Genomic DNA, 24,757 nt, shown 5'->3' with positions numbered 1-24,757 from the left:
TCCACTTAGGCTGAAACCCTCACGATTAAAACAGGTCTGCCTGCTTTTTATCAGGAGTCGGCGTTGCAGATTTGCGCTTGGGTTTTGGTACGGCTTTACCTGCAATCACGGCTCCAACTTCGCCGTCGGCGAAGGTCAAACTGACGCCCTGCCCTGACGATGTCGCAGATTTCGTGCGCACCACTATGCCGTCCGCGTCCCGCACCAACGCATAACCGCGATCCAACACGCCTTGGTAAGAATAGGCATCGAGAAGCTTTCCCGCGCGATCAAGGCGGCGGGACTGCGTTTCCAACTGCCGTTTTAGTGCTGTCTCGGCCATCAGCCCATAGCGGTTGAGCGTATCGGACTGCGCGTCCAATTTCGTTTTCTGGCGCTGTTTTGTAAACCGCATTGCCGACAGCAAAGCTTGCCCTTGACGGGTCAGGCGATTTTGTTTGGGTTCCAATAATCGCGAAATTGGTGGCAGCGTTGCCAGTGAACTATCGAGCCTTTGCCGCGCAGGGGCCAAGACGGCATCAATCCGCGGCAGGCGCGCCGCACGCAAGGTCGTCGCACGCTCGGACGTCGTGCGACGCAGGGCGCGTAACAGCCGCAGGCTATAATCTTTGACGGTTTCAAGATAATCCGCGCGGACGGGCACGGCAACTTCTGCGGCCCCCGTTGGCGTTGGCGCGCGGTAATCCGCAACGAAGTCAATCAGCGTCCAATCAGTTTCATGCCCTACTGCAGAAATTAACGGGATTTTTGAATCAGCAGCCGCCCGCGCTACGATTTCTTCGTTGAAACACCAGAGGTCTTCCATCGAACCACCACCGCGCGCAACAATCAACACATCAGGACGCGGAAAGCCGTCGCCATGATTAAACCCGTTAATCGCCGCCGCGATTTGTTCTGCTGCCTTGTCACCCTGCACAAGGACGGGCCAGACGAGAACATGGCTTGGAAAACGGTCGGTGATACGGTGGAGAATATCTCGAATGACGGAACCTGTGGGGGATGTGACAACACCGATGACTTTAGGCAGAAACGGCAGATCCACCTTGCGCGCTTCGTCAAACAAACCCTCAGCGGCCAGCATTTTCTTGCGCTTTTCGAACAACGCCATGAGAGCACCCGCGCCCGCGAGTTCCATCTTTTCAATGATCAATTGGTAGTTTGAGCGCCCCGGATAGGTGGAAAGCTTGCCCTCAACAATGACTTCCATACCTTCCTCGGGTCGCATGGACAGGCGGCTCATGACGCCCTTCCAAATGATCGAGTTAATCACCGCGCGGTCGTCTTTGATGTCTAAATAACAATGCCCAGACTTGGCGATTGTCGTACGGCCTAACTCACCGCGCACCCGCACATGACCATAGGTTTCCTCGACGGTGCGTTTAAGCGAGTTGGCGAGTTCGCTGACTGTAAATTCGGGCGTGTTGGTTGTCATACGGGCTCGGTAACGGATTCGCGCTGTGAAGTCACCGCTTTGCGGTCGGTCATCGCCGTGATAGAGGCCGCCTCATGTCTTCCACTACGCTCATCAACACCGCGCCTGACGCAACCGTAACGCCAGCTTCAGCCCCGTCTGAAAGCAAGGTCAGTCTCGTCGGGTTAGGCCGCAAGGAAATCTCCGAGGAGTTATTGCGCATCGGGATCGAGCCGAAAAAAGTGCGTATGCGGACAAAGCAGGTCTTTCACTGGATTTATAATTACGGCGTGACGTCATTTGATCAAATGACGAACATTGCCAAACCTATGCGCACAAAACTTGAAAAGGCATTTACCCTGGATCGTCCTGAAATCGTGGAACGCCTGATTTCTGTCGATGGCACACGAAAATATCTCATTCGCATGTCGCCCGGCGTTGAGGTTGAAAGTGTCTTCATCCCTGATGTGTCCAAGACTGGCGCGCTTTGCGTCAGTTCCCAAGTTGGCTGTACACTCACCTGCACATTCTGCCACACAGGCACGCAGCGCTTGGTCCGTAATTTGACGGCACGTGAAATTGTGCTGCAAGTCATTATCGCCCGTGATGATCTTGAGGAATGGCCAACCACTCAAGAGAATCGCAAGTTGACAAATATCGTCTTTATGGGAATGGGTGAACCGCTTTATAATACCGAAAAGGTCGGCGACGCGCTGGACACGATTTGTGATCCTGAAGGCCTCGGCATTGGTCGCCGCCGCATCACAGTTTCAACCTCCGGCGTTGTGCCTGAAATTGGCCCCATGGGCGAACGGACAAAAGCCCAACTCGCGATTTCACTTCATGCCGCCAATGACGAACTTCGCAGTCAGATTATGCCGATCAATAAAAAATATCCGCTCAAGGAATTGATGCAGGCTTGTCGTGACTATCCAGGTCTTTCCAACTCACGTCGGATCACATTCGAATATGTGATGCTCAAGGGTATTAATGATCAGCCTTGGCACGCCAAGCAACTCATCAAACTACTGCGGGGTATTCCTTGCAAGGTGAACCTCATTCCTTTCAATCCGTGGCCAGGTTCTGATTATGTCTGTTCAGACGCCGAAACGATCGAAGCCTTCTCTGATATGGTCAATGCGGCTGGCTACGCTAGCCCCATTCGTAAAACGCGGGGTCAGGACATTTTCGCGGCTTGCGGGCAACTCAAAAGCGATAGCGAGAAGAAACGCGCCTCCACGTTGCGAAAAGAAGCGAAAGTTCAAAAGGCTACGAAAATTTAAAGTTAAAAGGCTGTGAGAATCTTGATTCTCAGCACAAAAGCCTTGAACCTAGTGCACAAAACTTGGACACAGATTTTGGAGATGTCCGTGTTGTGGGACTGGGCATCGTGGGCATAACGATAACACAGATGGACCCATCCAATGCAGCCTGCATTTGAAAGCCTCGCCGCGGGCTTCCCTCACCTTATTTTCTACCTGATCATGGTCGCGGTCATCTACACAGCTGCAATCGTCGCCTATGTCAGACTGACCCCACACAAAGAAATCGAGCTTGTTCAATCTGGAAATATTGCAGCGGCCATCCACTTTTCGGCTTTAATCCTGAGCATGGCTTTGCCTGTGGCGGCGTGTCTGATTAACAAATTCTCGCTCTATGATGTCGGCATATGGACAGCTTTTGCTCTGCTTCTTCAACTCTTTCTCTTCCGGATGACCGATTACATTGTCTTTCGGGGAATGCCCGAGCGCATTGAACGTGACGAAGTCGGGCCGACTCTTGTCTTAGCGGCCTTTAAACTTGCGGGTTCCTTGATACTCGCCTTCGCTATTGCAGGTTAATCCATGGCGCGTCGGGCCAGTGGATATCAAGCGAAAGGGCGCAAAAAATTCCCTGACTGGATTATCTATGCGTTGGTGCTAATCGTCTTCGTGTGGACCGCCTATGGCGTCGAACAGGACGTCATAATTCCCGACGCCCCGGAGAACCCAGAACTCGGTCCTATGTTGCCCTCGGATTCGCCGCGAGATGATATTGTCCTTGTCGACGTCGCACCTCGCCAATCTGGAATGGGAACAGCTTTTTCGATAAATGCCAAAGGTCTGTGGCTGACCGCACGTCATGTCGTCGATAGCTGCGACCGTGTCGCCTTACGCATCGGAATGGGGCGCGTCATTCCCGTCGAATCCCAGATCGTTCAAAACTCTGACCTGGCTGTCCTTCGGTCTGACTGGGCGCGCAAGCCGCTTCCCGCTGATCTTGAGAACCAAAGACAACTCGGCGAAGTCGGATACTTTATTGGGTTCCCACAAGGCAAACCAGGCGAGGTCGTCGGTAGCCTCATAGCACGAAATCGCATGAAAGTTCGGGGCCGCTATTCGAATGATGAAGCCGTGCTGGCGTGGTCAGAATTGGGTCGGTCGCGCAACCTCAGTGGGTCATTGGGTGGTTTGTCTGGTGCCCCCGTACTTGATAAAGACGGCGAAATCATTGGTGTAGTAAGCGCAGAATCTCCACGACGGGGGCGTGTATATTCAGTCGCGCCAAGATATTTGCGCGGAATTATTACAGAGCCTGGAACTGGCATTGAGCCTCTATCCCTCGACTCTTACGGATTGTCAGCTGACAAATTACGCCGAGACCGCCGTGTGGCGCAGGTCATATGTTTGGTCGAGTAAAGCGTCAAAAAAGCGACTGGATTTGGGGGGGCTTCGTTACGGCCCTTTTCACCCTTATAATCGGCGGGTCGATTTGGGCAGTTGACCATTACGTACCCCCGCAGCACTTATTTTGGAAACCGTTGGACACATCGCGCCCTTTAGGCTTTGCGACACGTCAACAGCTTTTTGCCTTGAACCTGAAATCGTCTCAAGTCTGCATGGATTTGGCGCGCGATACAGACGACTTTAAATCCATTCCAGCAGATCCAAAACGACCGACCACGGGGGCAGGAAAAGACGTTTGCGGTTGGGATGTCGCCCGGGTCGTTTATGGAACCGATCAAACTTTTTTCGCGCCCGGGGAGAGCAATATGCAGTGCCCACTCTCTGTTGCGGTTTATCTCTGGCAACGCGAAGTCGATCAGTTGGCCCGCAAACATTTCGATCAACCGCTCGCCAAAATTCATCATTACGGCAGTTATTCCTGTCGTCGTCAGCGCGGCAATGGATCGGGGAAATGGTCCGAGCATTCTTATGCCAATGCTTGGGATGTTGCCGCTTTTGAATTGGAAGACGGTAGCAGCATCCAAATCCAAAGAGATTGGAATGGCCCCCGCAAGAAAGCCAACTTCCTGCGCGAAGCCCGCGACGCAGCCTGCGGTTTGTTTCAGGTCACGCTCTCGCCCGATTACAATGCCGCGCATAAGGATCACTTCCATCTCGATATGGGGCCGTCCCGCAGTTGCAGATAGTTAGACATTGATAAGTCTTTCGCGCTAAAGCTGCGTTATGCATATTTTACTCGGCTTCTTCGCTCTCGTCGGCACAGCACTTTTCTGGGCCCTTCGTCTATCCGCGAATCGCCAAAACATCGGCGACGCCGCCAACACTGTCCGCGGCGCGGCGATCCAAGCCAAAAATATGCCGCGAAAGCGCAAATTCAGAAAAGCCTATAATAAAGGTGGCTTTGAGTTGATTGAAACGCCTGTCGAGGCTGCCACTGTCCTGATGATAATGATGGCGCGAGCAGGCGAAAGCCGACGGATCGACGATAAATCCCGTGATGTTATCGAGGCGCAACTTTCAACAAATATGCAATTATCCGAGGATGATGCAGATGGATTGGTGCGGCAAATGGATGGCCTGACCCATGATATTGTCCTGCCAGAAACATCGCTGACGCCGATGAGCAGAATTTTACGTGAAACGATTACAAAAGATGATGCACGCGATCTCGCAGAAATGTTGGTACAAGTTGCGAGCGCCGAGTCAGCACCCGACATAAATCAGAAAGAATTTCTCAGACGTTTCCGCGAAGGTTTTGACCTGAATTAGCCCTCTCGCATCACGTCAACTGTGGCGTGGTCAATGTCGAACTTTTCAGCCAAACGCGCTTTAATGGCTTGGGCGACTGGCTCAACTCGCGCGCTTGGAGCGATATAAGCATTCAGCGTCACAATAGGACGTTCAGGCGTGACAGCCCAAGCATGAATATGATCCACACGTAAAAGATCTGGTACATTCATGAGTAAGTCCGTTTCGATCTCACGCCGATCCAGGTTGCTTGGTGCCCCTTGAAGCAAAACATGGGCAGAATCCTTTACTAAGGCCCAGGCTGAACGCAAAATTAGAACGGCCACTAAAATGGAAAGTATGGGGTCGGCCAAAACCCAGCCCGTGGTTAAGATGATAACGGCAGCAGCAATGGCTGCGACGGACCCCAAAAGGTCCCCTAAAACATGCAAAACAGCGCCACGAATATTCAAATTATGCTGATCGGCACCCATCAATACCCAAAAGACAATAAGGTTGACAATTAGCCCCGCGATAGCGACCCAAAGCATGGGACCCGCCAACACGTCGGTAGGTTCTAAAAACCTATGGATACCTTCCCAGATGATCCAAACGGCAACGCCAAACAAAGTCAGACCATTGACGAAGGCGACGAGAATTGAAACGCGATCATAGCCGAATGTATGCCGCCAATTCGCGGGGCGTTGCGCAATTTTAAAAGCCCCCCAGGCCATTGCGAGGGCCGCAAAATCCGTCATCATATGACCCGCGTCGGCGAGCAATGCGAGTGAGCCTGAAATCAGACCTCCAGCCACCTCCACAATCATGAAGATGCCCGTCAACAGCGCAGCCAGACCCACGCGCCGTCGATTACTTTCGTTTACCTTGGGGGCGTGGCTGTGACCGTGTTCGTGATTATGGTCATGGTGATCAGCGCCGTGATCATGATGTGAATGGCTAGCCATGTGGTGTCTTCAAATAAATTTGCGGTTGTCGTCAATGATTTTAATTCGTTTTTAGCGTTCGCCTCTTATGCCGTTCGCGTGGGACAGACCGATAAACATAACTTGCCGCGCACATTGTTGCAGCGATCCTCCGAAATGACGGAGACCGATTGGGCGGCGTGGTCGGTAATGCGCGCGCAAAACCCAGCCTTGCGATCTCCTTATTTTCATCCCGATTATGCGAAAATTCTGTCCGATATACGGCCAGACGTGCGAATTGTTTGTCAGTACGAAGAAGACGGCACGCCTCTCGCGTTTCTACCGTTACAAGGACAGCGCTTTACGCGGCCAGTCGGCGCGCCGATGAGCGATTATCATGGTATCATAACCCGTGATAACGACGTTACATATGACAGCCTGCTAACGGGTACAGGTATTGGCGCGTTTCATTATAGTTGTGCCACGGACCCAAACCGCCTCCGCCTACCGCAGATATTATCAAAATCCGTCACTGCAGCGATTGAAATTGATACGTCTGTCGACGACTGGCGCGCAGGTCGTGATGGATCCTATCGACGACACCTGAAATCTAATCGTCGCCGCACGCGCAAAGCAGATGAAGATATTGGCACGCCTCGGATCGAATTGTTCTCTCGAAACATTGATGTTTACCAATCGTTGATTGACTGGAAGCGAAAGAAATTCACGCAAACTGGAAAATATGATGTGCTCTCTGCTGATTGGACGCAGTCTCTCATTCGAAGTCTATGGGAACGCGGCATAAAAGCAGACTTACGCTGTGACATGCACGCACTTTACTTCGGGGACCGTCTCGCAGCCATCGATCTCGGGCTATCAGATGGCGATGTCTTCCACAGCTGGATGGTCGCCTATGATGATGAATTGTCGGAATATGGTCCGGGCATCCAACTCCTAGAGATGCTGATCGATGCAAGTGACGACACGGGTTATCGTAAAATCGACATGGGCGAAGGATTGGACGGCTATAAACGTCATTATGCCAGCGCGTCGGCTGAAGTGGTCTCTGGTTTTGTCCCCCTATCCGGTGCGGCAGGTCGTCTGTCACGAATCTATGCTGCAACAGAACGCTGGGGCGTCGGGCGGTTGAAAGACGCGCCTGGGAAACTTCGCCGCCGATACTCCCAAATCGCAGCCTGCGAGGACAATTTGGGCGGACGGACGCGTCATATGATTGCCGCCTTTGTGAAAACTGGACGCGCCTAGGCGTTTTACCCAAAAACTGTGGTGTTTTCGCCACAGTTCGCGAAACTTCCCCTTATTACACCTTGCAAAGCGCAAAAATTTCGCAAATCAAGGATATAGCGTCACCGGAAATATCCGGGGTGTTCTATTATCCACTCGGGGAGAGTTCTATGAATAAGATAGCCAGCGCAGGTCTTGCGTTATTGTCAACTACCGCACTCATGTCTGCGTCCACTGCATTTGCACAGAGTAGCGACACATCATTCCGTGAAGATGTCGTTATCTCGACAGCGACACGTCGACCAGAAGCTCTACAAGATGTTCCAATTGCGGTGACTGTATTGTCGCCAGAAGTCTTAGAGAAGCAAGGCGTCGTCAACGTACAGGACTTGGCTATTGTCGCACCTAGTTTTGCCTCTTCCGCCGCACAAACAGCGTCAGGCACAGTCGTGCTTCGCATTCGCGGTGTCGGTACGACCTCTAACAACATTGGTTTTGAATCTGCGGTCGGTGTCTTCATCGATGGGGCCTATCAGTCTCGTCCCGGTATCGCGCTTGGTGAATTCGTAGATGTTGAAAACGTAGAAGTCCTTCGCGGCCCACAAGGTACGCTCTTCGGACGTAACACGTCGGCGGGTGCACTGAAGATTGTCAATAATCGTCCAGATTTGACGTCGAATGAAGTTAGCGGCTTCGTAAATGCCACATTGGGTAATTACGCCCAAAAGAGCGTTCAAGGCGCAATCAACATCCCAGTTGTTGAGGACAAAGTGGCGGTCCGGCTGACAGGGGCTTACCGCAACCGGAATGGTTACCTCAAACTTTTTGACGCCAACGGAAATCGCATCGGCGAATCCAATGCCGTTGATCAATTCATGCTCCGTGGCCAAGTCGGTTGGGAAGCGGACAATGGATTTAAAGGCCGCCTGATCGTTGATCACTCCGAAAGTTCCGCTCCTGTCGGCGCTGCTTTGGAAGTTCAGCAATCCGCCGTTGAAACAGCGGGTCTTTTCGGTGCCGTAGGCCTGGGTGCACGTGGCGGTATGGTTGGTCCGGATGTCGCAATTGGTGTTAATGATGATAGTGGCGCACAAGCTGCCGTCGACAATCTTATAAGTGGCGTAAGCTTCGAACCTAATCCGAGCAGCGATCAAACAGGTTTTGTCCTCGAGATGGAATACCCAATCAGCGATAATGCAGACCTGATCTATCTAGGGTCAATTCGCGATTATGACGCATTTGAAGACTATGATTCAGATTTCTCTGGAATCGATGTCTTGAACGTAAGTGGTCCTCTGGCAATCAATACCATGAGCCACGAACTCCGTGTTCAAGGTAGTGCGATGGAAGACCGTCTGAGCTGGATGGTTGGTGCGTATTACTCTGACGAAGAAATCGAGCAGGATGTCAGATTTGAACTCGGTGAAGATTACGGCGAACTTGTCGGGGCGCTCTTCTTTGCCCCAACTGGCGGTGCCTTTGGCGCGAACCCGTTATCAGTCCTAACAGGTGGAATTGATCCAGCGGGTACAACGATGACGCAAAATTATGCGCAAGACAGCACAAGCTTCTCGCTCTTTACGCATAACATCTTCGATGTCACCGATCAGCTCTCACTCACTTTGGGCCTTCGTTATTCAGACGAAACCAAAGATGGTAGCTTTGGGCAATCAAATGCGGCCAATACGATTTGTCCGGCAACTCTGGGCTCTATCGGTGCAGGCAATGTGCCGGCTCCCCTCGTGAGTAACGTCTTCGGACTTGGGTGTTTGGCATTCTTGGCACCTGCCGATCTTCCTCAAGCTGCAGTGTTCCCACTGCCGCGCACATTTGATGAGACCTTCAAAGACGAGGAACTGATCTATACAGCGAAACTTGGCTATGAAATCGCACCGTCGGTTTCAACATACGCCAGCTTTACCCATGGTTACAAAGCCGGTGGCTTTAACCTGGACTCTACGGCAGCATCCGGTGGTGCAGAGCCGAGCTTCCTTTCGGAAGAAGTTGATGCTTATGAGATTGGCCTGAAGTCGAAACTTCTCGACAATATGCTCACATTGAACGTCGCGGCCTTCATCCAAAACTTCGATAACTTCCAAGTTCTGGAGTTCACGGGTGCACAGTTCACGACGTTTAACGTGCCAAAAGCGAACTCTAAAGGTATCGAGATCGAAGCCGTTGCCCGTCCTACGGACGGATTGACATTGAACGGTGCTTTAACGCTCGTGGATGCGGCTTATCCTGACGACTGTGCAGGCAGTGACACGCGGATCAACGTAACTTCGCTATGTGGCAATGACCTCACCAATGCACCGGGCACTGTGGGTATCTTGGGCGCGAACTACGAAGGTAGCCTCACAGAGAATCTGAACTTCTTCTTGAATGCTCAGATGCGCTACGAAAGTGATCGTCGGACATCAACACAAGCTGTGGTCTTGGCAACTCAAGCGCCAAATCCATATGATGTCCAAGATGCGAACACGAAAGTGAACGCGCGTATTGGTTTGACGGATGCGGACGATAGCTACGCGTTTGAGCTTTGGGCAACCAACCTCACGAATGAGATCACACGCGGTGTTACATTTAACACTGTATTCCGTTCTGGTTCACGTTCGGCCTTTATCCAAGAGCCACGTATGTTCGGCGCGACGGTTCGTAAGAACTTCTAGTCGTTACAGCATAGATTAAATTCAGGGTGCGGCCTTCGGGTCGCGCCCTTTTTCGTATATAAGTGACAAAAATATAATTAGGGGAATCCGAAATGGTCCGCATTAATCCAGACAAGCCCGTCAGCACGGGTACGACAAAACCAGCCGAACTCGACACCGTTTTGGCCGCACAACGCGCTGCCTTTAACAAGAACCCAAATTCGGATTGGGCTTCCCGCAAAGCTAAACTCGTCACGCTCCGCGAACTGATCCTCGGCCACGAAGCCGAATTTATTAAAGCCATCAGCGATGACTTCGGCAACCGCGCCGCAGAAGACACGCTCATCGCCGAATGCCTCGTTATCCAAGGCGGCATTTCTCATGCGATTAAACATACACCAAAATGGATGAAGACCCGCAAAGCCCCAACCGCGTTGCAATATCTACCTGCTAAGAACGTGATTATCCCACAGCCCCTTGGCGTCATTGGCATCATCAGCCCTTGGAATTACCCGCTACAGCTCGCTGTCATGCCGCTTGTCGGCGCACTGGGTGCAGGCAATCGCGCGATGATTAAACCCAGCGAATACACGCCGCGTTTTAGTCAACTTCTAAAGGAGGTCTTGGCCAAAGGGTTCACAGATGAAGAAGTTTTCGTCGCTACAGGCGGGGTCGATGTGGCCTCGGCTTTTTCTAATTTGACCTTTGACCATCTCGTCTTCACTGGGTCCACAAGTGTTGGGCGTATGGTTGGCAAAGCCGCGGGCGCTAACCTCGTCCCTGTGACGCTAGAACTTGGCGGAAAATCGCCTGTTATCATCGACGAGAGCGCCAAAATGGATATGACCGTTGCGCGTATCGCCAATGGCAAATTATTGAACGCTGGCCAGACCTGCGTGGCACCAGATTATGTTTTGATGCCCGAAGCCAAGATTAATGCGTTCTCTGATGCGATGATTGCGAAGGCCGAGGAATTTTTCCCAACCGTCGCAGGTAACCCCGATTATACGTCTATCATTGCCGATGGTCACTACGCGCGCCTTCAAGACCTTCTTGAAGATGCCGAAAACAAAGGCGCTACAATTCGTGTCGCTGGCGATGATGACAAGCAACAGCTCGCCAAAGAACGCCGCGTGCCGCTCACGGTTGTGACGAACACAACACCTGACATGAAAATCATGCAGGAAGAGATTTTTGGGCCCCTCCTCCCTGTTGTGGCGTCGGAAACACTCGACGACTCTTTGGATACGATCCAAAAAGGTGAACGACCATTGGCGCTTTATTGGTTCGGTGAAAACAAAGGCAACCGCGACAAAGTTCTCCGCGAGACAATTTCAGGCGGCGTGTCCATCAATGAAACCGCTTGGCATGTTGTCCAAGAAGACATTCCTTTCGGCGGCGTCGGTCCATCTGGCATGGGTGCCTATCATGGCGAAGCAGGGTTCCAGAGCTTCTCCCATATGAAGGGCGTGTTCATTCAGTCGAAGTTTAGCCAAGGTAAAAACCTTTTCCCGCCTTACACCAATAAGACGCGGAAGATGATCGGCCTCATGAAGAAAATTCTCTAATGGAAACCGAATTTGATTTTGTCATTGTTGGTGCGGGAAGTGCGGGATGCACGCTCGCGGCACGCCTAACCGAAGACCCCAGCGTCTCCGTCTGCCTCATTGAGGCAGGCCCAACACATAAACATTGGAGTGTATCGGTACCCGGACTAACCATCGTGAATATGGTCACCAAGAAGCGTAATTGGGCGTTCGAAACAGTTCCACAAAAGGGTCTTGGCGGTCGTAAGGGCTATCAGCCACGCGGAAAAGCCTTGGGTGGTTCGTCCAGCACCAATGCGATGATCTATATTCGTGGCCATAAAGCGGATTACGATAATTGGGCCTCGCTGGGAAATCCCGGTTGGTCCTATGACGATGTCCTGCCCTATTTCAAAAAAGCTGAAGATCGAGACCAAGGCGCAGATGAATTTCACGGCGCAGGTGGACCTTTGAGCGTCGAGCGTCGGAAAATCTCTCCTTTGAACGAAGAGTTTTTCGAAGCTTGTAAAACGCTGCAAATTCCAGCCAATGATGACTTCAATGGGGCCATGCAGGAGGGATTCGGTCCCTATGACGTGACCCATAAAGATGGTGTTCGTTGGTCTACGGCAAAAGCCTATCTCGAAACAGCCATGGAACGCCCCAATCTAAGCGTGATGACGGAGGTCTTAGCCGAAAAAGTCCTCGTGGAACATGGTCGCGCAACTGGTGTGCGTTTACAAAAGAAGAAACAAACAATCGAGGTCAAAGCCCGACGAGAAGTAATCGTCTCTTGCGGAGCGTTCGGCTCCCCTCAACTCTTGCTGTTGTCAGGGATTGGCGCGGCTGAAAACCTGACGCCCCATGGGATTAAGCAAGTTCATGATTTGCCTGGGGTTGGTGAAAACTTGCAAGATCACATTGATTGGATATCGGCTTATAAAGCTAAGCGAAATCTGTCGAAAGAAACGGTCGGATTTTCGCTGGGTGGCTCTCTCAACATGATTAAAGAGATCGTGAATTATCGAAAATCAGGAACCGGTTTACTGGCTTCAAACCTCGCTGAAAGCGGTGCGTTTCTTTACGTTGATAAGGATGAACCGTCGCCTGACATTCAATTGCACTTCATCGTCGCCGTTGTAGATGATCATGGTCGAAAGCTTCACTGGGGACATGGTTTCTCGACACATGTCTGTCTGCTGCGACCTAAGAGCCGCGGTACGGTGACATTGAACTCGGCTGACCCATCTGACACACCCGCCATCGATCCGGCGTTCCTGACGCATCCTGACGATGTCGAAAAACTCTATCGTGCAGCGCGTATCACGCAGCAGATTATGCAATCGCCCGCATTGGACGCGGCGAGGGGCAAACCGCTGTACGGAACGGATGCCGTCGACGAAGCTGAATTACGTGCCGATATCACCGCCCGCGCCGATACGGTTTATCATCCTGTCGGCACCTGCAAAATGGGACCGTCTCTGACGGCAGATCCGACGTCAGTCGTAGACCCGCAGCTTAAAGTTCACGGTCTGGATGGATTGCGCGTTGTCGATGCCTCCATCATGCCGCAAGTTGTTTCTGGTAATACTAACGCACCCACAATTATGATTGCGGAAAAAGCTGCGGATATGATCAAAGCGGAGTGGGCTGTTCCCCAAGCCGCAGAATAGATGACTTCAGAATAGTTAGAGCGTCTGCATCAGGTCCCGAATGCGGTCTTTTCCGAACCACATTTCGTCACCAACAAAATAGCTCGGAATACCAAATATGCCGCGGGAAACTGCGGCGTTCGTGTTTTCCAACAGTCTCGCCTTAATGCTTGGGTTTTGGGCCTCCGTTAGTAAGGTCGAACCCTCCAGCCCAGCTGCGTTCATGGCAGAGACAAAGACATCTGGATCAGACATATTCAGTCCGTCTTCCCACATCGCCGCCATGGCCGCCTCAATATATGCGTCGAGCGTGTCACTGGCTGCGGCCGCGCAAGCCCCGCGCATGAGGAGTAACGTATTGACTGGGAAATGCGGGTTAAAGCGAAATTTCGAGAGCCCATATTTTGCAATGAAACGGTTCATCTCGATCCGCTGATACTCCAATTTCCCTGAAACGGCGCCATAGGCAATCATTGGCGGTTGATTATTTGTCGCTTTAAAAATCCCACCCAACAAACAGGGGATATAGTTCACCACGACGCCTTTTTGCGCGGCCATGTTGGGTAAAACCTTCCAAGCCAGATAAGCATTGGGGCTACCGAAATCGAAAATAAAATCTATTGTCTGCGTCATCACCACGTCTCACAATAAGGTCGCAAATCAAGCTCAAATGTCCAAGCTGTCCGAGGTTGATTATGAATATCGACATAGGCTTGCGCGATATGGTCTGGGTTCAAAATAGCATCACGCGCGCGTCGATCATCCACATCGGGAACCACTTCACGAATAAAATTCGAGTCGATCATGCCATCAATGACGGTGTGGGCAACGTGAAGACCCTGCGGTCCTAATTCTCGCGCCATAGATTGGGCAACGGCCCGCAGGCCATGTTTCGCCGATGAAAAAGCAGAGAAGCCGGACGCTCCGCGAAGACTGGCGGTGGCACCTGTAAAAATAATAGTTCCCTGACCACGCGGTCGCATATGCCGAGCCGCTTCACGCCCCGTCAGAAAGCCGCTAAGGCATGCCATCTCCCAGACTTTTCGGAAGACACGCTCACTCGTTTCGGTAATCCCAAATCTGACATTTGCACCAATGTTGAAGACGACGACCTCTAACGGTCCAATCGCTTCGACCTCTTCAAATAGAGTGATCATGCCCGCCTCCTCTCGCGCATCACAGGGTTTGGCATGGGCTTGGCCGCCCTCTTCCCGAATGGTTGCGACCAATTGTTCTAGCTTGTCCAGATGGCGTGGCCGGCGGGTAACACACACACTCAAGCCTTCGCGGGCAAACGCCTTCGCAATTGCTGATCCCGTATCATCACCCGCCCCAATGATCAGCGCTGTTTTAACTTTAGACAAACAAAGGCCCTCCTAAGTTCAGATAACCATATCAGACAATAAGGAAAATCATGGCCAGACTACAACGGCTTCTGATCGGATAAAAAAAGACCCACCCCGCGTTAACGAGATGGGCCGTTGAATTGCAAGTCTTTCTCGACCTACCAGATTTTCACTCGATTTTCTGGAGCCAAATACATGGCGTCGTCTTCTGTGATGCCGAACGCATCATACCAAGGTTGGAAGTTGCGCACGATACCATTGGCGCGGAATTCGCCTGGGCTATGCGGACCGTTTTTGATCTGTGCGGATAAGGCTTCTTCGCGCCACTTAATGGCCCAAACCTGAGCCCACGCCATAAAGAAACGTTGATCACCTGTATAACCGTCGATCACTGGTGCTTCTTCGCCATTCAGAGATTTTTTGTACGCGTTATAGGCCATGGTCACACCGGTCAGATCACCAATATTTTCACCCAAGCCTAAACGCCCGTCAAGGTTTTCACCTGGCAAGGGTTCGAAGGCACTATATTGATCTGCAAGCAATTTGGCCCGAGCTTCATAGGCTTCCGCGTCAGCTTCCGTCCACCAATCGCGTTGAATACCATCGCCATCAGACTTTCGACCTTGGTCGTCGAATCCGTGGCCCATTTCATGGCCGATAACCGCGCCAATCCCACCATAGTTCACGGCAGGGTCTGCGTTCGGATCAAAGAAAGGCGCGTCCAAAATCGCAGCAGGGAATACGATCTCATTCAAAATGGAGTTGTAATAAGCGTTCACGGTTTGAGGCGTCATGCCCCATTCGTCGCGATCGATAGGTTGGCCCAATTGTCCAATAGAATCTTCCCATGACCACTTTCGAGCGGACTGGATTGTTCCGATGAGGTCGTCCCGGTCAACGTTCAAACCTTCATAGGTTTCCCAACGGTCTGGATAACCAATTTTTGGGTTAAACTTCGCCAGTTTATACTGAGCTTGTTTTTTTGTATCGTCGCCCATCCATTCCAGACCGTCGATGCCCGTTTTGAAAGCGCCGCGAATATTTTCAACCAACTCATCCATTTGAACTTTTGAATTCGGTGGGAAATGCTCTTTCACATAGACCTTACCGACAACCTCACCCAATGTGCCATTGACAGCAGACACGCCGCGTTTCCAACGGGGGCGTTGTTCTTCCTGGCCTCGCAGTGTTTTGCCGTAGAATTCAAAATTCGCATCATCGATACGGGCTGGCAAATAAGCCGAATGACCATTCATCAAGCTAACGGTGAGATAGTCTTTCAGCACATCAACGGGCGTATCCGCGAAGACTTTAGCCGCATTTTCGATCGCGGATTTTTCGCGAATAATGACTGTCTCTTGTTCGCCAAGTCCGAGGGCTGTGAGCATCATATCCCAATTTACACCAGGGGCCATTTCCGCAAGTTCTGCTGTGCTCATTTTATTGTAGGTCAGATCACGATCGCGCTGCTGGACGCGAGTCCAATGTCCTTCTGCGAGAGCGGTTTCAAAAGCCAAGACAGCTTCCGCGCGCTTGGCTGCATTCTCGGCACCGGCCTCTGAGAGCATTGTCGAGGCAAGATCGCGATATCCTTTCAGGATTTTCTGTCCTTTTTCGCTTTCGTCAAAATAATAATCCCGGTTTGGCAATGAGAGGCCAGATTGGGTCATATAGACGATATATTCGTCATTTTTCTTCGCATCGATATAGACGTATGGCGAAACAGGTGAAGCTAGCCCCAATCCCGTATCCGCCATGAGAGCTAGAATATCCCCATGGGTTTCTGCCGCTTTAATACGATCAAGCGCAGGTTGGACGGGTGCCAACCCTTTTTCTTCGATTAAATCAGTGTTGAGAAACGCGTTATAGAAGTCACCGATGCGTTTTTCATCTGCGCTTGGATCGGACTTGCTCGCCGCCGTCTCGATGATTTTACGAACGCGGGTTTCCGCTTGATCACTCAGCACGTTGAATGCGCCGAAACGTGAACGATCAGCTGGTATCTCTTTGTTTTTGAGCCAAGTTCCATTGACGAATTCATAGAAATTCTCGCCGGGATCAACAGCCGTATCCATATGTTTTGTCGCAATGCCGAAGGTCCCTAGGACCGCAGATTTTGGTTCGACTGTCATTGTCTTTGTGACTTCAGTCATTTCCGTTTCAACAGATTTTTCGCTGCACGCAGCGAGCGCGAGAGAAAGAACGGCAAAACTCGTTCCCATTACAAATTTAAGCGACACGTAAAGTCCTCCAAGACTGGTTCATATTTTTTACTATTCCGCTGGTGCGGGAACACTCCCGCTAGACGCGGAAGGTTTGCCCGCCAAATCAATATCATCTGCAATGTCCATACCCTCTAGAGCTAAGACAATGTCAGGATCATAGTTTGACCCGAGCGGATCTTGTTTCACACCGGTCCAAAGGCCCTTGAAGAAACGATGTAGGTCGACACCCACGCCGAATAACGCAGGTACAAGCATGAGCGTGAGGAAGAAATCGAACAGAACACCAAAGGCCAAAGCTACCACCATGGGCTTCAGGAACTCACTCTGCGTGGACGTCTCAAATAGGATTGGCATGATACCGACGAATGTCGTCACCGATGTCAGCAAGATTGGACGAAAACGCGCGACACAAGCATCCAGCATAGCCTGATAGGCACCTACCCCCTTATCCCGTAGCCGGTTGACATAATCGATAAGCACGAGGTTATCATTCACCGCAACGCCAGAAGCCGCAAAGAAGCCAAACACACTCATCATCCCAAACGGAACGCCTGTGATTAGGTTACCGAAGATCATGCCGATAAAGGCGAAAGGAATCGCAATCATAATCAATAATGGTTGAGAGTAGGATTTGAACGCGATCGCCAGCAAGCCATACATCATAAACAGGATGGCAAGTCCGCTGATGCTCAACTCTCTAATTAGAGTGGTCTGAATTTCATCTTCGCCAACCTTGACCTTCTCAACATTGGGATGACGAAGCTGCCAACTTGGGAAGAAATCAGCCTCTAATTGCGCCTTAATCTCTGTCTGAATTTGCGGCTCGCCTCGGACACGACCGCCCGTATAGGCGACCTGCTTTCGGTCCCGTCTTTGGATGCGCGAAACACCCTCGGCGAAGCTAACCTCAGCAACAGAGTAAAGCGGGACTTCGACACCATTCGCGCTGCGAATACGCAGGTCATTCAAACTATCGATGCTTTCCCGCGCCGCGAGGGGATAGCGAACCATCACCCGAACATCTTCACCATTTCGTGGCAGCCGCTGAACCTCTTGTCCAAAAAAGGCCTGGCGAACTTGGCGGGTCACGTCTTGCAACGTAATCCCAAGAGTTTCGGCACCTGGCTTCATATTGAAACGTATTTCTGAAGCTGAACTTTCTAGGTTATCCCAGGTTCCAACGACACCATCATAAGTGGATATTTCTTCTTTGAGGTCAAGAATCGCAGCGCGGAGATCATCTTCATTGTCAGAGTCGACAGCATAGAATAAGCCTCCGCCCCCGCCAAAATTACCTTCGGTCGATCCATAATTGACGCGGAATGCATCGCTGACGGGCCCCACATATTCTTCGAGTTTATCAGCAACCGTACGAGTCGATGTGTTATTTCGTTTGTCGGTCTCAATCAGACCGAGGAAGCCTTGAACTCCACGTCCTTCAGTGATCGTGCCAGGATGCGAGATCACATCTTCTTCAACCCCAAATAGCTTCATGGAGTCAGCGTTCAACCGCGCGATACCGTCGTCCAATTGCTGCCGAACTTGCTCGCGCCGTTCGAAGGTGGTGCCCTCAGGGAAACGAATTTCCACTTGGATCATATCACCTTCCACCTCAGGCAAGAAGGCCGATGGAGCTACGCCAGATGTAAGCAACATTACGGCCATAATCATCAAGCCGAGGAAGACTGAAACGGTGACGTAACGGAACCGCAGCAGAAGTGCGACCACTGGTCGAAAAACCTTACGCGCAAAGGTATTCAAACTTTCGGCAAGACGATGCTGGAACTTCATTATGCCCGTAACTTTATTTGGGTCGACGGGCTTTAAGTGACGCAAATGCGCCGGCAAAATAAAGAAAGCCTCGATAAGGGAGAAAACCAAAACGGCGATGACGACCAAACTAATTTGCTCAAACATCGACCGAATAGGCCCGGATAGAAGCATCATAGGCACAAACATCATTATGGTGGTGATGACGGCGAAATAGACAGGCTTCATAACCATTCCTGCGCCAGCGATGGCACCGCGTTCACCATCAATCCCGTTTTCCACGTGAAAATGAATACTTTCGCCAACAACGATGGCGTCATCGACGACAATCCCGATCACTAGCAAAAAGGCGAACAATGAGATCATGTTTAACGTGATGCCGATCGCTGGAGCCACCGCAAGCGCGCCTGCGAATGCCGCTGCGATTCCGAGCGTGACCCAAATTGCGACCTTTGGCCGAAGGAAGAGCATCAATACAATCAGAACCAAAGCCATACCTGATAAGGCATTTCCAGAGATGAGGGACATGCGACTGTCGAACATCGTTGAACCATCGACCCAAATACTGAAAGTCATATTCGGCGGAAGGGAGTCCTGAATGTCCTCTTCGAACTTGCGAATAGCATTCCCAGCTTCAGTGATGTTAGACGTCTCAGGCGATAACACGCGGAAAATCGCGGCTGGTTGCCCGCGGAAGGTCGCGGCGAACTTATTATCATCAAACCCGTCGATGACATTAGCCACATCGCCAATGCGAACAATCCCGCCGCTTGGCGTTTGACGCACGATAATATTTTCAAAATCTGCTTTTGAGTCAGCAAGATTGCGAGCCCGCAATTGCAGGTTCCCGCCTGTTGTTTCAACGGTCCCAGCGGACAAGTTCACGGAACTGCCCGAGATCGCTTGGCTGACCTGATTAAACGTTAAATTATACCGCAGGAGCGCATCTTCGGAAATTTCAATTGTGACTTGTTCCGGAATCTTCGTCATCTGCTCTGTGAGCTGAAGACCCGGCAATTGCGTCAGCTTCAAACGCAAATCATTGGCGGCACGCTGCAAAGTTAAACGGTCAACTTGCCCGTAGAGCGCCAAATACATGATATCAACTTGTGCGTCCCACCGAATAACTTGGGGTCGGAAGGAGTCAGGCGGAAGATTTTGAATGGCATCCACACGGTTCTTCACCTGGTCGAGCATTTTTTCGTAATCGATACCAAGCTTTGTTCGGATGTTGATAGAAGCGCCGCCCTCGCGGGCCGTGGCCTCAATATAATCAATACCGTCTAGACCATCGACGGCCTCTTCAACGCGGGTAACAATCTGCTCGTTCACGTCGCGTGGAGACGCGCCGTTCCACTGCACGCTGACCGTCATCCCGTTAATCGTTGTACCCGGAAGGAATTCACGTTCGAGATTTGAATATCCAAAGATACCCGCAACAAACATGGCCAACATCAAAAGGTTGGCCGCCACTGGGTTCCTTACGAACCATGCAACAAGAGCTTTCACGGTCTAATTCTCCTCAGTCTTATCGTCTTCAGGATCGCCTTCCGCTTCGTCTTTTTTGTCGGAATTTTCGCTTGCGGCACCGTCATCTTCATCAGACGCTTTACCCCAGCGGCGCTTTTTCTTTTTGTCGCCTTCGCTTGCTTTGGCATCAGCCGCATCTTCAGCTTCTGCCTCAACCATCCAGTCTGGTTTAGGCGGATCGACTAAAACATTCTCAGGATCATTCACGTCCAACACTTTAAGTGTGATTTCGACGCGGGATCGCTCCATCGGGGACAACACAACCAGTTCTCCCGCACCAACACCAGATGTCAAAAGCGCGCGCTCTGGCCCAGCATCTAAGACGCTGACTTTGCGGATTTCCGCTTGGCCCACATTATCAACGATATAGACTTCATCCTGAGGACGTAGTCCGTCGCGCGGGATGACAATAACATTTTCAAAAGACTTGCCTGATATATCAGCATCAACAAAGAGACCCGGCGCCAGCGGAACACCATCCTCAGAAGCTCCCGCGCCATAGGGATCAAAAACTTCAGCAATCGCGAAGAGTGCGCGCGTCTGCGTATCATAGGCTGCATCAGTTCTCATGATACGCCCTTCCCAGTGCCGAGTTTTTCCCGCGACTTGGGCGCTCAAGTCAACTTTAGGCGCCGATGCGCGATCATTGGCAACAAAAGCTAACGGCAAGTCTAATTTCGCCAATTGATCGTCTGACAATGCCAAACGGACTTCGACGATATCTTTCGAGAAAATACGCCCCAATCGGCTGCCTGGCGACACGAATTGCCCAATGTCAGAAGTTTTAGAACGAACTCGACCTGAAAATGGCGCTTTTACTTCCGTTCTGGATAAATTCAGTTTGCTCGCCTGAAGATCGGCCTCGGCCGCTCTCAACGCGGCTTGCGCTTGCGCTTGTTGTGGTTCTCGTAGCGCCAAAGGCGTCGGCTCACCGCGCCCTAGCTCTGCATAGTCTTGGCGCGCAATTTCGCCTTCCGCCTTTTCGCGCACGAGGACTTGTTGGGCCTGCGCCACGCCAGCTTCAGCGCGAATGACAGCAACTTTAAAGTCATCATCCTCGACACGCACAAGCGTTTCGCCCTTACGAAAAATGCCACCCTCTACAAAATTCGGAGAGACGTAAACGATCTTACCGCCGACTTGAGGCACGAGATCAATCTCAATTTGCGGACGCGCTTCGCCTTGCGTCCGAACCTGTAGCTGAACGTCCTCAATTTTCGCATAATCGGCAATCACGGCCAACGTATTGAAATTCCGCTTCTTCTCCTTCGGTGTCTTCGTCAGAGCGATAATGACCTGAGCGGCAACGAAGAACATTACAATGATGAAAATCGGCACAAAGATGACGAGAAATTTTCTCAACACCCCGCCTTTGCGCTCAGGAATAGAATAGTCGAGTGAAGTGTCGGACATGGAGTTATTCTTAATCTCTCAAAAAAGCAGGTAAAGCGTCAGGGGGTACATCCCCATAGGCTCCGCCGCCTAAGGCGACATGAAGGCGTACGCGGTTTTGCAATCGCTCGGCCCGAGCGGAAATTAGCTGACCTTCGGAGGAAATACGACGGGATTGCGCATCTAGCAACTGCAGGATCGTCGCGAGGCCCTCAATATAACGTTGCTCAAGACGCTGCTCCGCCGCAAACGCCTCATCAACGGATACACGCAGTGCATTTTCTCGCTCTTCCAACCGACCTTCAGCGTATAGAGCATTCTCTACATCAAGATACGCATTTAGCACAGCACCAATATAGGATTGCAATTGCTGCTTCAGGACAGCTTCTTGAAGGTCGATATTAGCCCTTAGACGACCGCCTTGAAAAATCGGAGCTGAAATATTTGATACGAGGCTTGCAACCAAAGCGTCGATGTCAAAAAAACTACCTAACCCGCCACCTGCTGCGGAAGTTGATCCCGTAAGAGACAGACTTGGAAGCAAAGCTTTTTTCGCCAAATCGATTTGAATTCCCTGCGCTGCCATGCGCCGTTCCGCAGCGATCAGGTCAGGTCGCTGGGTCAAAATGAAAGTCGGCGAACCTACACCCTCAAGCTCTGGCAACTCTGGTAAATCTACGGAGGCGTCGAGCTCGCTCGCAGGATATCGCGTGAGCAAAACCTCAAGCTGGCGAGACAAGTCCGACATTCGCTGTAGTCGCGACGCTTTATTGGCTTCTGCTTGCGCCAAGGAAGATCTGACGAGGCGCACGTCCTGACTACCAGAAACACCTGACTGGAAACGGCGCTCTGTAAGACGCAAAGCCCTCTCTTGGGTCTCGACTTCTCGTTGAGACAAATCGGTCAAAAGACGAGCTTCAATCAGCCCAAACCACGTTTGGGCAACACTTCCAGCAATTGACAAGCGCGCACCCGCAACATCGATTGAAGAGGCCTCGGTCTCTAATTCAGATGCGTTGATATTATCGGAAACACGCCCCCAGAAATCAGGCTCCCAACTCGCGTTCAAGCCTATACTTATTGCTGTTGAATCGGGAATAAATTCATTGGCACGCTCGGTTCGCGACAGACCACCCGTCGCACCAACACTAGGCAAACGCGCAGATTGACTGACTTTCTCGCGAGCAATCGCGCTCTCCAATCTCGCGTAAGCCGCCCCGATATTGGTGTTTTCTCGCAGCGCCTCATCGACCAACTCAATCAGTATGGTATCAGGAAAGGTACGGACCCAATCCGTTGTGGGCAAAGCATCCGGCGCAGGCACGACCCAATCTTGAGGGGGCTCGACATCTGCATTCGCCTCTAATTGCGGCGCAACGACTGTCGGCTCAGGCGACATCTTGATCGACGCGCATCCGCTCAATAAAAGAACAATCACACCCCCAGAGGCCGCGTGACGTAAACTACCCAAAATATCGCATGTTGATCGCATAGTGCCTCACTAAGTGATGTTTAGCGAAAGTCAATCAATAATTATTGAAAAACGATAATAATTATTTTCTTTAAGTCTGTGTATTCATGTTGGTTCGCGAAAGATACTTGATGGTAATCCATCCTTCAATAATCGTTCGAAACCACGCCAAAAGTCCAAATAGATTGCATGTGCTCTTGATAACGCCCTTGTCTTCACCCCGTTCTTTCCGTTAGGTCGCCGGTAGGATAAGTTAGCTGTATTGGACACGTAAACGCTCGTGCCGCCCTCCCCGCTTAAAAACACCTTCCGCCCAGATGCGCTGATCGTCAGCTGTATCGTCGTCGGTTCACTTTTGACACTCTCAATTCTGGCGAAGGCGCCGTTTTGGGCCGCGGCCTCGGTGACAAGCGCAAGCCTAATCGCGTTGCTGTTTTACTTTCGCTCGCCATACCCTTACCAAGCTTCGTCCGGACCCAGAGTGACTAACAGACACTGCCGTCGACTGAGGGCCGAGGCATTGGAAGAAATCGCGGACTCCCTCCCAAGGGCTGTCGCTATCATCGATACGAACTCTACAGTTCTTCACGCAAATAAAGCCGCGCAGAAAATGCTATCGCCGGAAATGGTTGGCCGTCCACTCGGCGCATTTTTACCGGCATCAGCTTTGAAACCCTTGATGGATCGGGCCTTCGAGGGAGAAATCTCACCTCCCCTTTCGGTTCATATTACTGAGCCAACAGAGCGATATATTGATGTTGATTTCTCTCAAGCCATTTCTGCGAGACCAGGAGACACTCAAACAGCCGTCATGTTCGCCGTGTTAGCAGACCGGACTTTGGCGGCAAAAGAACGCGAATTGCGTGCCGATTTTCTGGCCAATGCCAGTCATGAACTTAAAACTCCGATCGCCTCGCTCAAAGGCTACATTGAAACCCTCCGAGGTCATGCCAAGGACGACCCGATAGCTCGAGAAAAATTTCTTGGAATAATGTCAGAACAAGCTGAGCGGATGGGTCGCCTTGTGACAGACCTTTTGTCTCTACGCCGCATTGAGAGCAGTGAACATATTTTACCGTCAGAAACAGCAGATGTACGCAAAGCGATTGAGGCAGCGCGGAATGCGCTTACACCACTCGCTGAAACGAGAGATGTAAACCTGGTTGTGAATTTGCCCGAGACGCCCACGTCCACCACGTCCGGCAAAACAGATGAATGCGTCCAGCTTTTTCTAAACCTCATGGAAAATGCGATCAAACTTTCGCCGCCTGGATCTACCGTCACAACAAATTTGGAATACTTGCCAAATTGGTCTGGCGAAGCCTTTCCTCAATCCGCAAGTCCCGCCACAAAGTCCCGCAGCATTGTAGCCTTGGCTTCCTCCGACAAGCCCGTCTGGCGAGCAATTGTTTCGGATGAAGGTCCCGGTGTCTCCCCGACCCACCTCCCGCGGATTGGCGAACGATTTTACCGTATCGCAGGCGACCTACCTGCACAGGAAAAGGGTACTGGGTTGGGACTTGCTATCGTCAAACACATTGTAATGCGTCACAGAGCAGGCTTATTCGTGCAATCTATTCACGCAGGCACTACAAAGAACATTCCGAGTGGAACATCTTTTTCCATCGTATTTAAATCGACCAACCCAATCTTTTAGAGCAGAGA

At 51.3% G+C, this 24,757-nt stretch carries 18 protein-coding genes; 10 read left to right on the top strand and 8 right to left on the bottom strand.

What is annotated here, in order from left to right; translation table 11 throughout:
- Positions 1–25: 25 nt before the first annotated feature.
- Positions 26–1,432: an exodeoxyribonuclease VII large subunit gene (gene xseA / locus IE073_RS11345; RefSeq protein ID WP_189585850.1), complete on the bottom strand. Its 1,407-nt coding sequence runs from the start codon at positions 1,430–1,432 to the stop codon at positions 26–28.
- Positions 1,433–1,506: 74 nt separating this feature from the next.
- Between xseA and rlmN the strand changes: the two genes are divergently transcribed.
- The 5 genes from rlmN to IE073_RS11320 all read left to right on the top strand — a co-directional run bounded on the left by rlmN (position 1,507) and on the right by IE073_RS11320 (position 5,406).
- A complete protein-coding gene (gene rlmN / locus IE073_RS11340; protein WP_189585847.1) occupies positions 1,507–2,694 on the top strand; it encodes a dual-specificity RNA methyltransferase RlmN in 1,188 nt (395 codons plus the stop codon).
- Positions 2,695–2,835: 141 nt separating this feature from the next.
- Positions 2,836–3,252 (top strand): DUF350 domain-containing protein, encoded by a 417-nt coding sequence (locus IE073_RS11335; RefSeq protein ID WP_189585844.1) that lies wholly within the window; start codon positions 2,836–2,838, stop codon positions 3,250–3,252.
- A 3-nt stretch (positions 3,253–3,255) separates the two neighbouring features.
- Positions 3,256–4,089 (top strand): S1 family peptidase, encoded by an 834-nt coding sequence (locus IE073_RS11330; RefSeq protein WP_189585840.1) that lies wholly within the window; start codon positions 3,256–3,258, stop codon positions 4,087–4,089.
- Positions 4,074–4,823: an extensin-like domain-containing protein gene (locus IE073_RS11325; RefSeq protein ID WP_189585837.1), complete on the top strand. Its 750-nt coding sequence runs from the start codon at positions 4,074–4,076 to the stop codon at positions 4,821–4,823. The genes IE073_RS11330 and IE073_RS11325 overlap by 16 nt, the downstream gene beginning before the upstream one ends.
- 37 nt (positions 4,824–4,860) lie before the next feature.
- Entirely contained in the window at positions 4,861–5,406 is a 546-nt protein-coding gene (locus IE073_RS11320) for a tellurite resistance TerB family protein (RefSeq protein ID WP_189585834.1), read from the top strand.
- Here the strand turns inward: IE073_RS11320 and IE073_RS11315 are convergent.
- Positions 5,403–6,329, bottom strand: coding sequence for a cation diffusion facilitator family transporter (locus IE073_RS11315; protein ID WP_189585831.1), 927 nt, complete (start codon positions 6,327–6,329; stop codon positions 5,403–5,405). The two genes, IE073_RS11320 and IE073_RS11315, sit on opposite strands and share 4 nt — an antisense overlap.
- A 3-nt stretch (positions 6,330–6,332) precedes the next feature.
- On the opposite strand from IE073_RS11315, the gene IE073_RS11310 reads away from it, so the two are divergent.
- The 4 genes from IE073_RS11310 to IE073_RS11295 all read left to right on the top strand — a co-directional run bounded on the left by IE073_RS11310 (position 6,333) and on the right by IE073_RS11295 (position 13,379).
- Positions 6,333–7,553 carry a GNAT family N-acetyltransferase gene (locus IE073_RS11310; protein WP_189585828.1) on the top strand — a complete coding sequence of 407 codons (1,221 nt, stop codon included), beginning with the start codon at positions 6,333–6,335 and terminating at the stop codon, positions 7,551–7,553.
- A gap of 149 nt (positions 7,554–7,702) precedes the next feature.
- Complete coding sequence (locus tag IE073_RS11305; protein ID WP_189585826.1) at positions 7,703–10,201, top strand: TonB-dependent receptor; 2,499 nt, start codon at positions 7,703–7,705, stop codon at positions 10,199–10,201.
- A gap of 92 nt (positions 10,202–10,293) precedes the next feature.
- Positions 10,294–11,748: a coniferyl aldehyde dehydrogenase gene (locus tag IE073_RS11300; RefSeq protein ID WP_189585823.1), complete on the top strand. Its 1,455-nt coding sequence runs from the start codon at positions 10,294–10,296 to the stop codon at positions 11,746–11,748.
- Positions 11,748–13,379 carry a GMC family oxidoreductase gene (locus IE073_RS11295; protein ID WP_189585821.1) on the top strand — a complete coding sequence of 544 codons (1,632 nt, stop codon included), beginning with the start codon at positions 11,748–11,750 and terminating at the stop codon, positions 13,377–13,379. The genes IE073_RS11300 and IE073_RS11295 overlap by 1 nt, the downstream gene beginning before the upstream one ends.
- 15 nt (positions 13,380–13,394) lie before the next feature.
- On the opposite strand, the gene IE073_RS11290 is transcribed toward IE073_RS11295, so the two are convergent.
- The 6 genes from IE073_RS11290 to IE073_RS11265 all read right to left on the bottom strand — a co-directional run bounded on the left by IE073_RS11290 (position 13,395) and on the right by IE073_RS11265 (position 23,113).
- Positions 13,395–13,991, bottom strand: a complete 597-nt coding sequence (locus IE073_RS11290; protein ID WP_189585817.1) for a 2-hydroxychromene-2-carboxylate isomerase — start codon at positions 13,989–13,991, stop codon at positions 13,395–13,397.
- On the bottom strand, positions 13,991–14,722 hold the full coding sequence (locus IE073_RS11285; RefSeq protein ID WP_189585814.1) for an SDR family oxidoreductase: 732 nt from the start codon (positions 14,720–14,722) through the stop codon (positions 13,991–13,993). Before IE073_RS11285 ends, IE073_RS11290 begins: the two co-directional genes overlap by 1 nt.
- Before the next feature lie 140 nt (positions 14,723–14,862).
- A complete protein-coding gene (locus IE073_RS11280; RefSeq protein WP_233350030.1) occupies positions 14,863–16,944 on the bottom strand; it encodes a M13 family metallopeptidase in 2,082 nt (693 codons plus the stop codon).
- A 33-nt stretch (positions 16,945–16,977) separates the two neighbouring features.
- Positions 16,978–20,208 carry an efflux RND transporter permease subunit gene (locus IE073_RS11275; RefSeq protein ID WP_189585811.1) on the bottom strand — a complete coding sequence of 1,077 codons (3,231 nt, stop codon included), beginning with the start codon at positions 20,206–20,208 and terminating at the stop codon, positions 16,978–16,980.
- A gap of 3 nt (positions 20,209–20,211) precedes the next feature.
- The gene (locus tag IE073_RS11270; protein ID WP_189585808.1) at positions 20,212–21,642 is read right to left on the bottom strand and encodes an efflux RND transporter periplasmic adaptor subunit; all 1,431 of its coding nucleotides are present in this window, start codon (positions 21,640–21,642) and stop codon (positions 20,212–20,214) included.
- 10 nt (positions 21,643–21,652) lie between these two features.
- Positions 21,653–23,113 carry an efflux transporter outer membrane subunit gene (locus tag IE073_RS11265; RefSeq protein WP_189585803.1) on the bottom strand — a complete coding sequence of 487 codons (1,461 nt, stop codon included), beginning with the start codon at positions 23,111–23,113 and terminating at the stop codon, positions 21,653–21,655.
- Between the two features lie 460 nt (positions 23,114–23,573).
- Between IE073_RS11265 and IE073_RS11260 the strand changes: the two genes are divergently transcribed.
- Positions 23,574–24,749, top strand: coding sequence for a histidine kinase dimerization/phospho-acceptor domain-containing protein (locus IE073_RS11260; RefSeq protein ID WP_233350028.1), 1,176 nt, complete (start codon positions 23,574–23,576; stop codon positions 24,747–24,749).
- Positions 24,750–24,757 lie beyond the last annotated feature (8 nt).

It is taken from the genome of Litorimonas cladophorae, from assembly GCF_014652455.1.
Taxonomy (GTDB): domain Bacteria; phylum Pseudomonadota; class Alphaproteobacteria; order Caulobacterales; family Maricaulaceae; genus Litorimonas; species Litorimonas cladophorae.
Note: the sequence above shows the minus strand (reverse complement) of the source record. Positions and strands in the feature narration are given on the sequence as shown.

What these genes read in the sequence shown, in the direction of transcription:
- IE073_RS11300 (WP_189585823.1), top strand. Translation starts at nt 10,294, where the DNA reads ATGGTCCGCATTAATCCAGACAAGCCCGTCAGCACGGGTACGACAAAA.
- IE073_RS11320 (WP_189585834.1), top strand. Translation starts at nt 4,861, where the DNA reads ATGCATATTTTACTCGGCTTCTTCGCTCTCGTCGGCACAGCACTTTTC.
- xseA (WP_189585850.1), bottom strand. Translation starts at nt 1,432, where the DNA reads ATGACAACCAACACGCCCGAATTTACAGTCAGCGAACTCGCCAACTCG.
- IE073_RS11265 (WP_189585803.1), bottom strand. Translation starts at nt 23,113, where the DNA reads ATGCGATCAACATGCGATATTTTGGGTAGTTTACGTCACGCGGCCTCT.
- rlmN (WP_189585847.1), top strand. Translation starts at nt 1,507, where the DNA reads ATGTCTTCCACTACGCTCATCAACACCGCGCCTGACGCAACCGTAACG.
- IE073_RS11270 (WP_189585808.1), bottom strand. Translation starts at nt 21,642, where the DNA reads ATGTCCGACACTTCACTCGACTATTCTATTCCTGAGCGCAAAGGCGGG.
- IE073_RS11290 (WP_189585817.1), bottom strand. Translation starts at nt 13,991, where the DNA reads ATGACGCAGACAATAGATTTTATTTTCGATTTCGGTAGCCCCAATGCT.
- IE073_RS11315 (WP_189585831.1), bottom strand. Translation starts at nt 6,329, where the DNA reads ATGGCTAGCCATTCACATCATGATCACGGCGCTGATCACCATGACCAT.
- IE073_RS11325 (WP_189585837.1), top strand. Translation starts at nt 4,074, where the DNA reads ATGTTTGGTCGAGTAAAGCGTCAAAAAAGCGACTGGATTTGGGGGGGC.
- IE073_RS11305 (WP_189585826.1), top strand. Translation starts at nt 7,703, where the DNA reads ATGAATAAGATAGCCAGCGCAGGTCTTGCGTTATTGTCAACTACCGCA.
- IE073_RS11330 (WP_189585840.1), top strand. Translation starts at nt 3,256, where the DNA reads ATGGCGCGTCGGGCCAGTGGATATCAAGCGAAAGGGCGCAAAAAATTC.
- IE073_RS11335 (WP_189585844.1), top strand. Translation starts at nt 2,836, where the DNA reads ATGCAGCCTGCATTTGAAAGCCTCGCCGCGGGCTTCCCTCACCTTATT.
- IE073_RS11295 (WP_189585821.1), top strand. Translation starts at nt 11,748, where the DNA reads ATGGAAACCGAATTTGATTTTGTCATTGTTGGTGCGGGAAGTGCGGGA.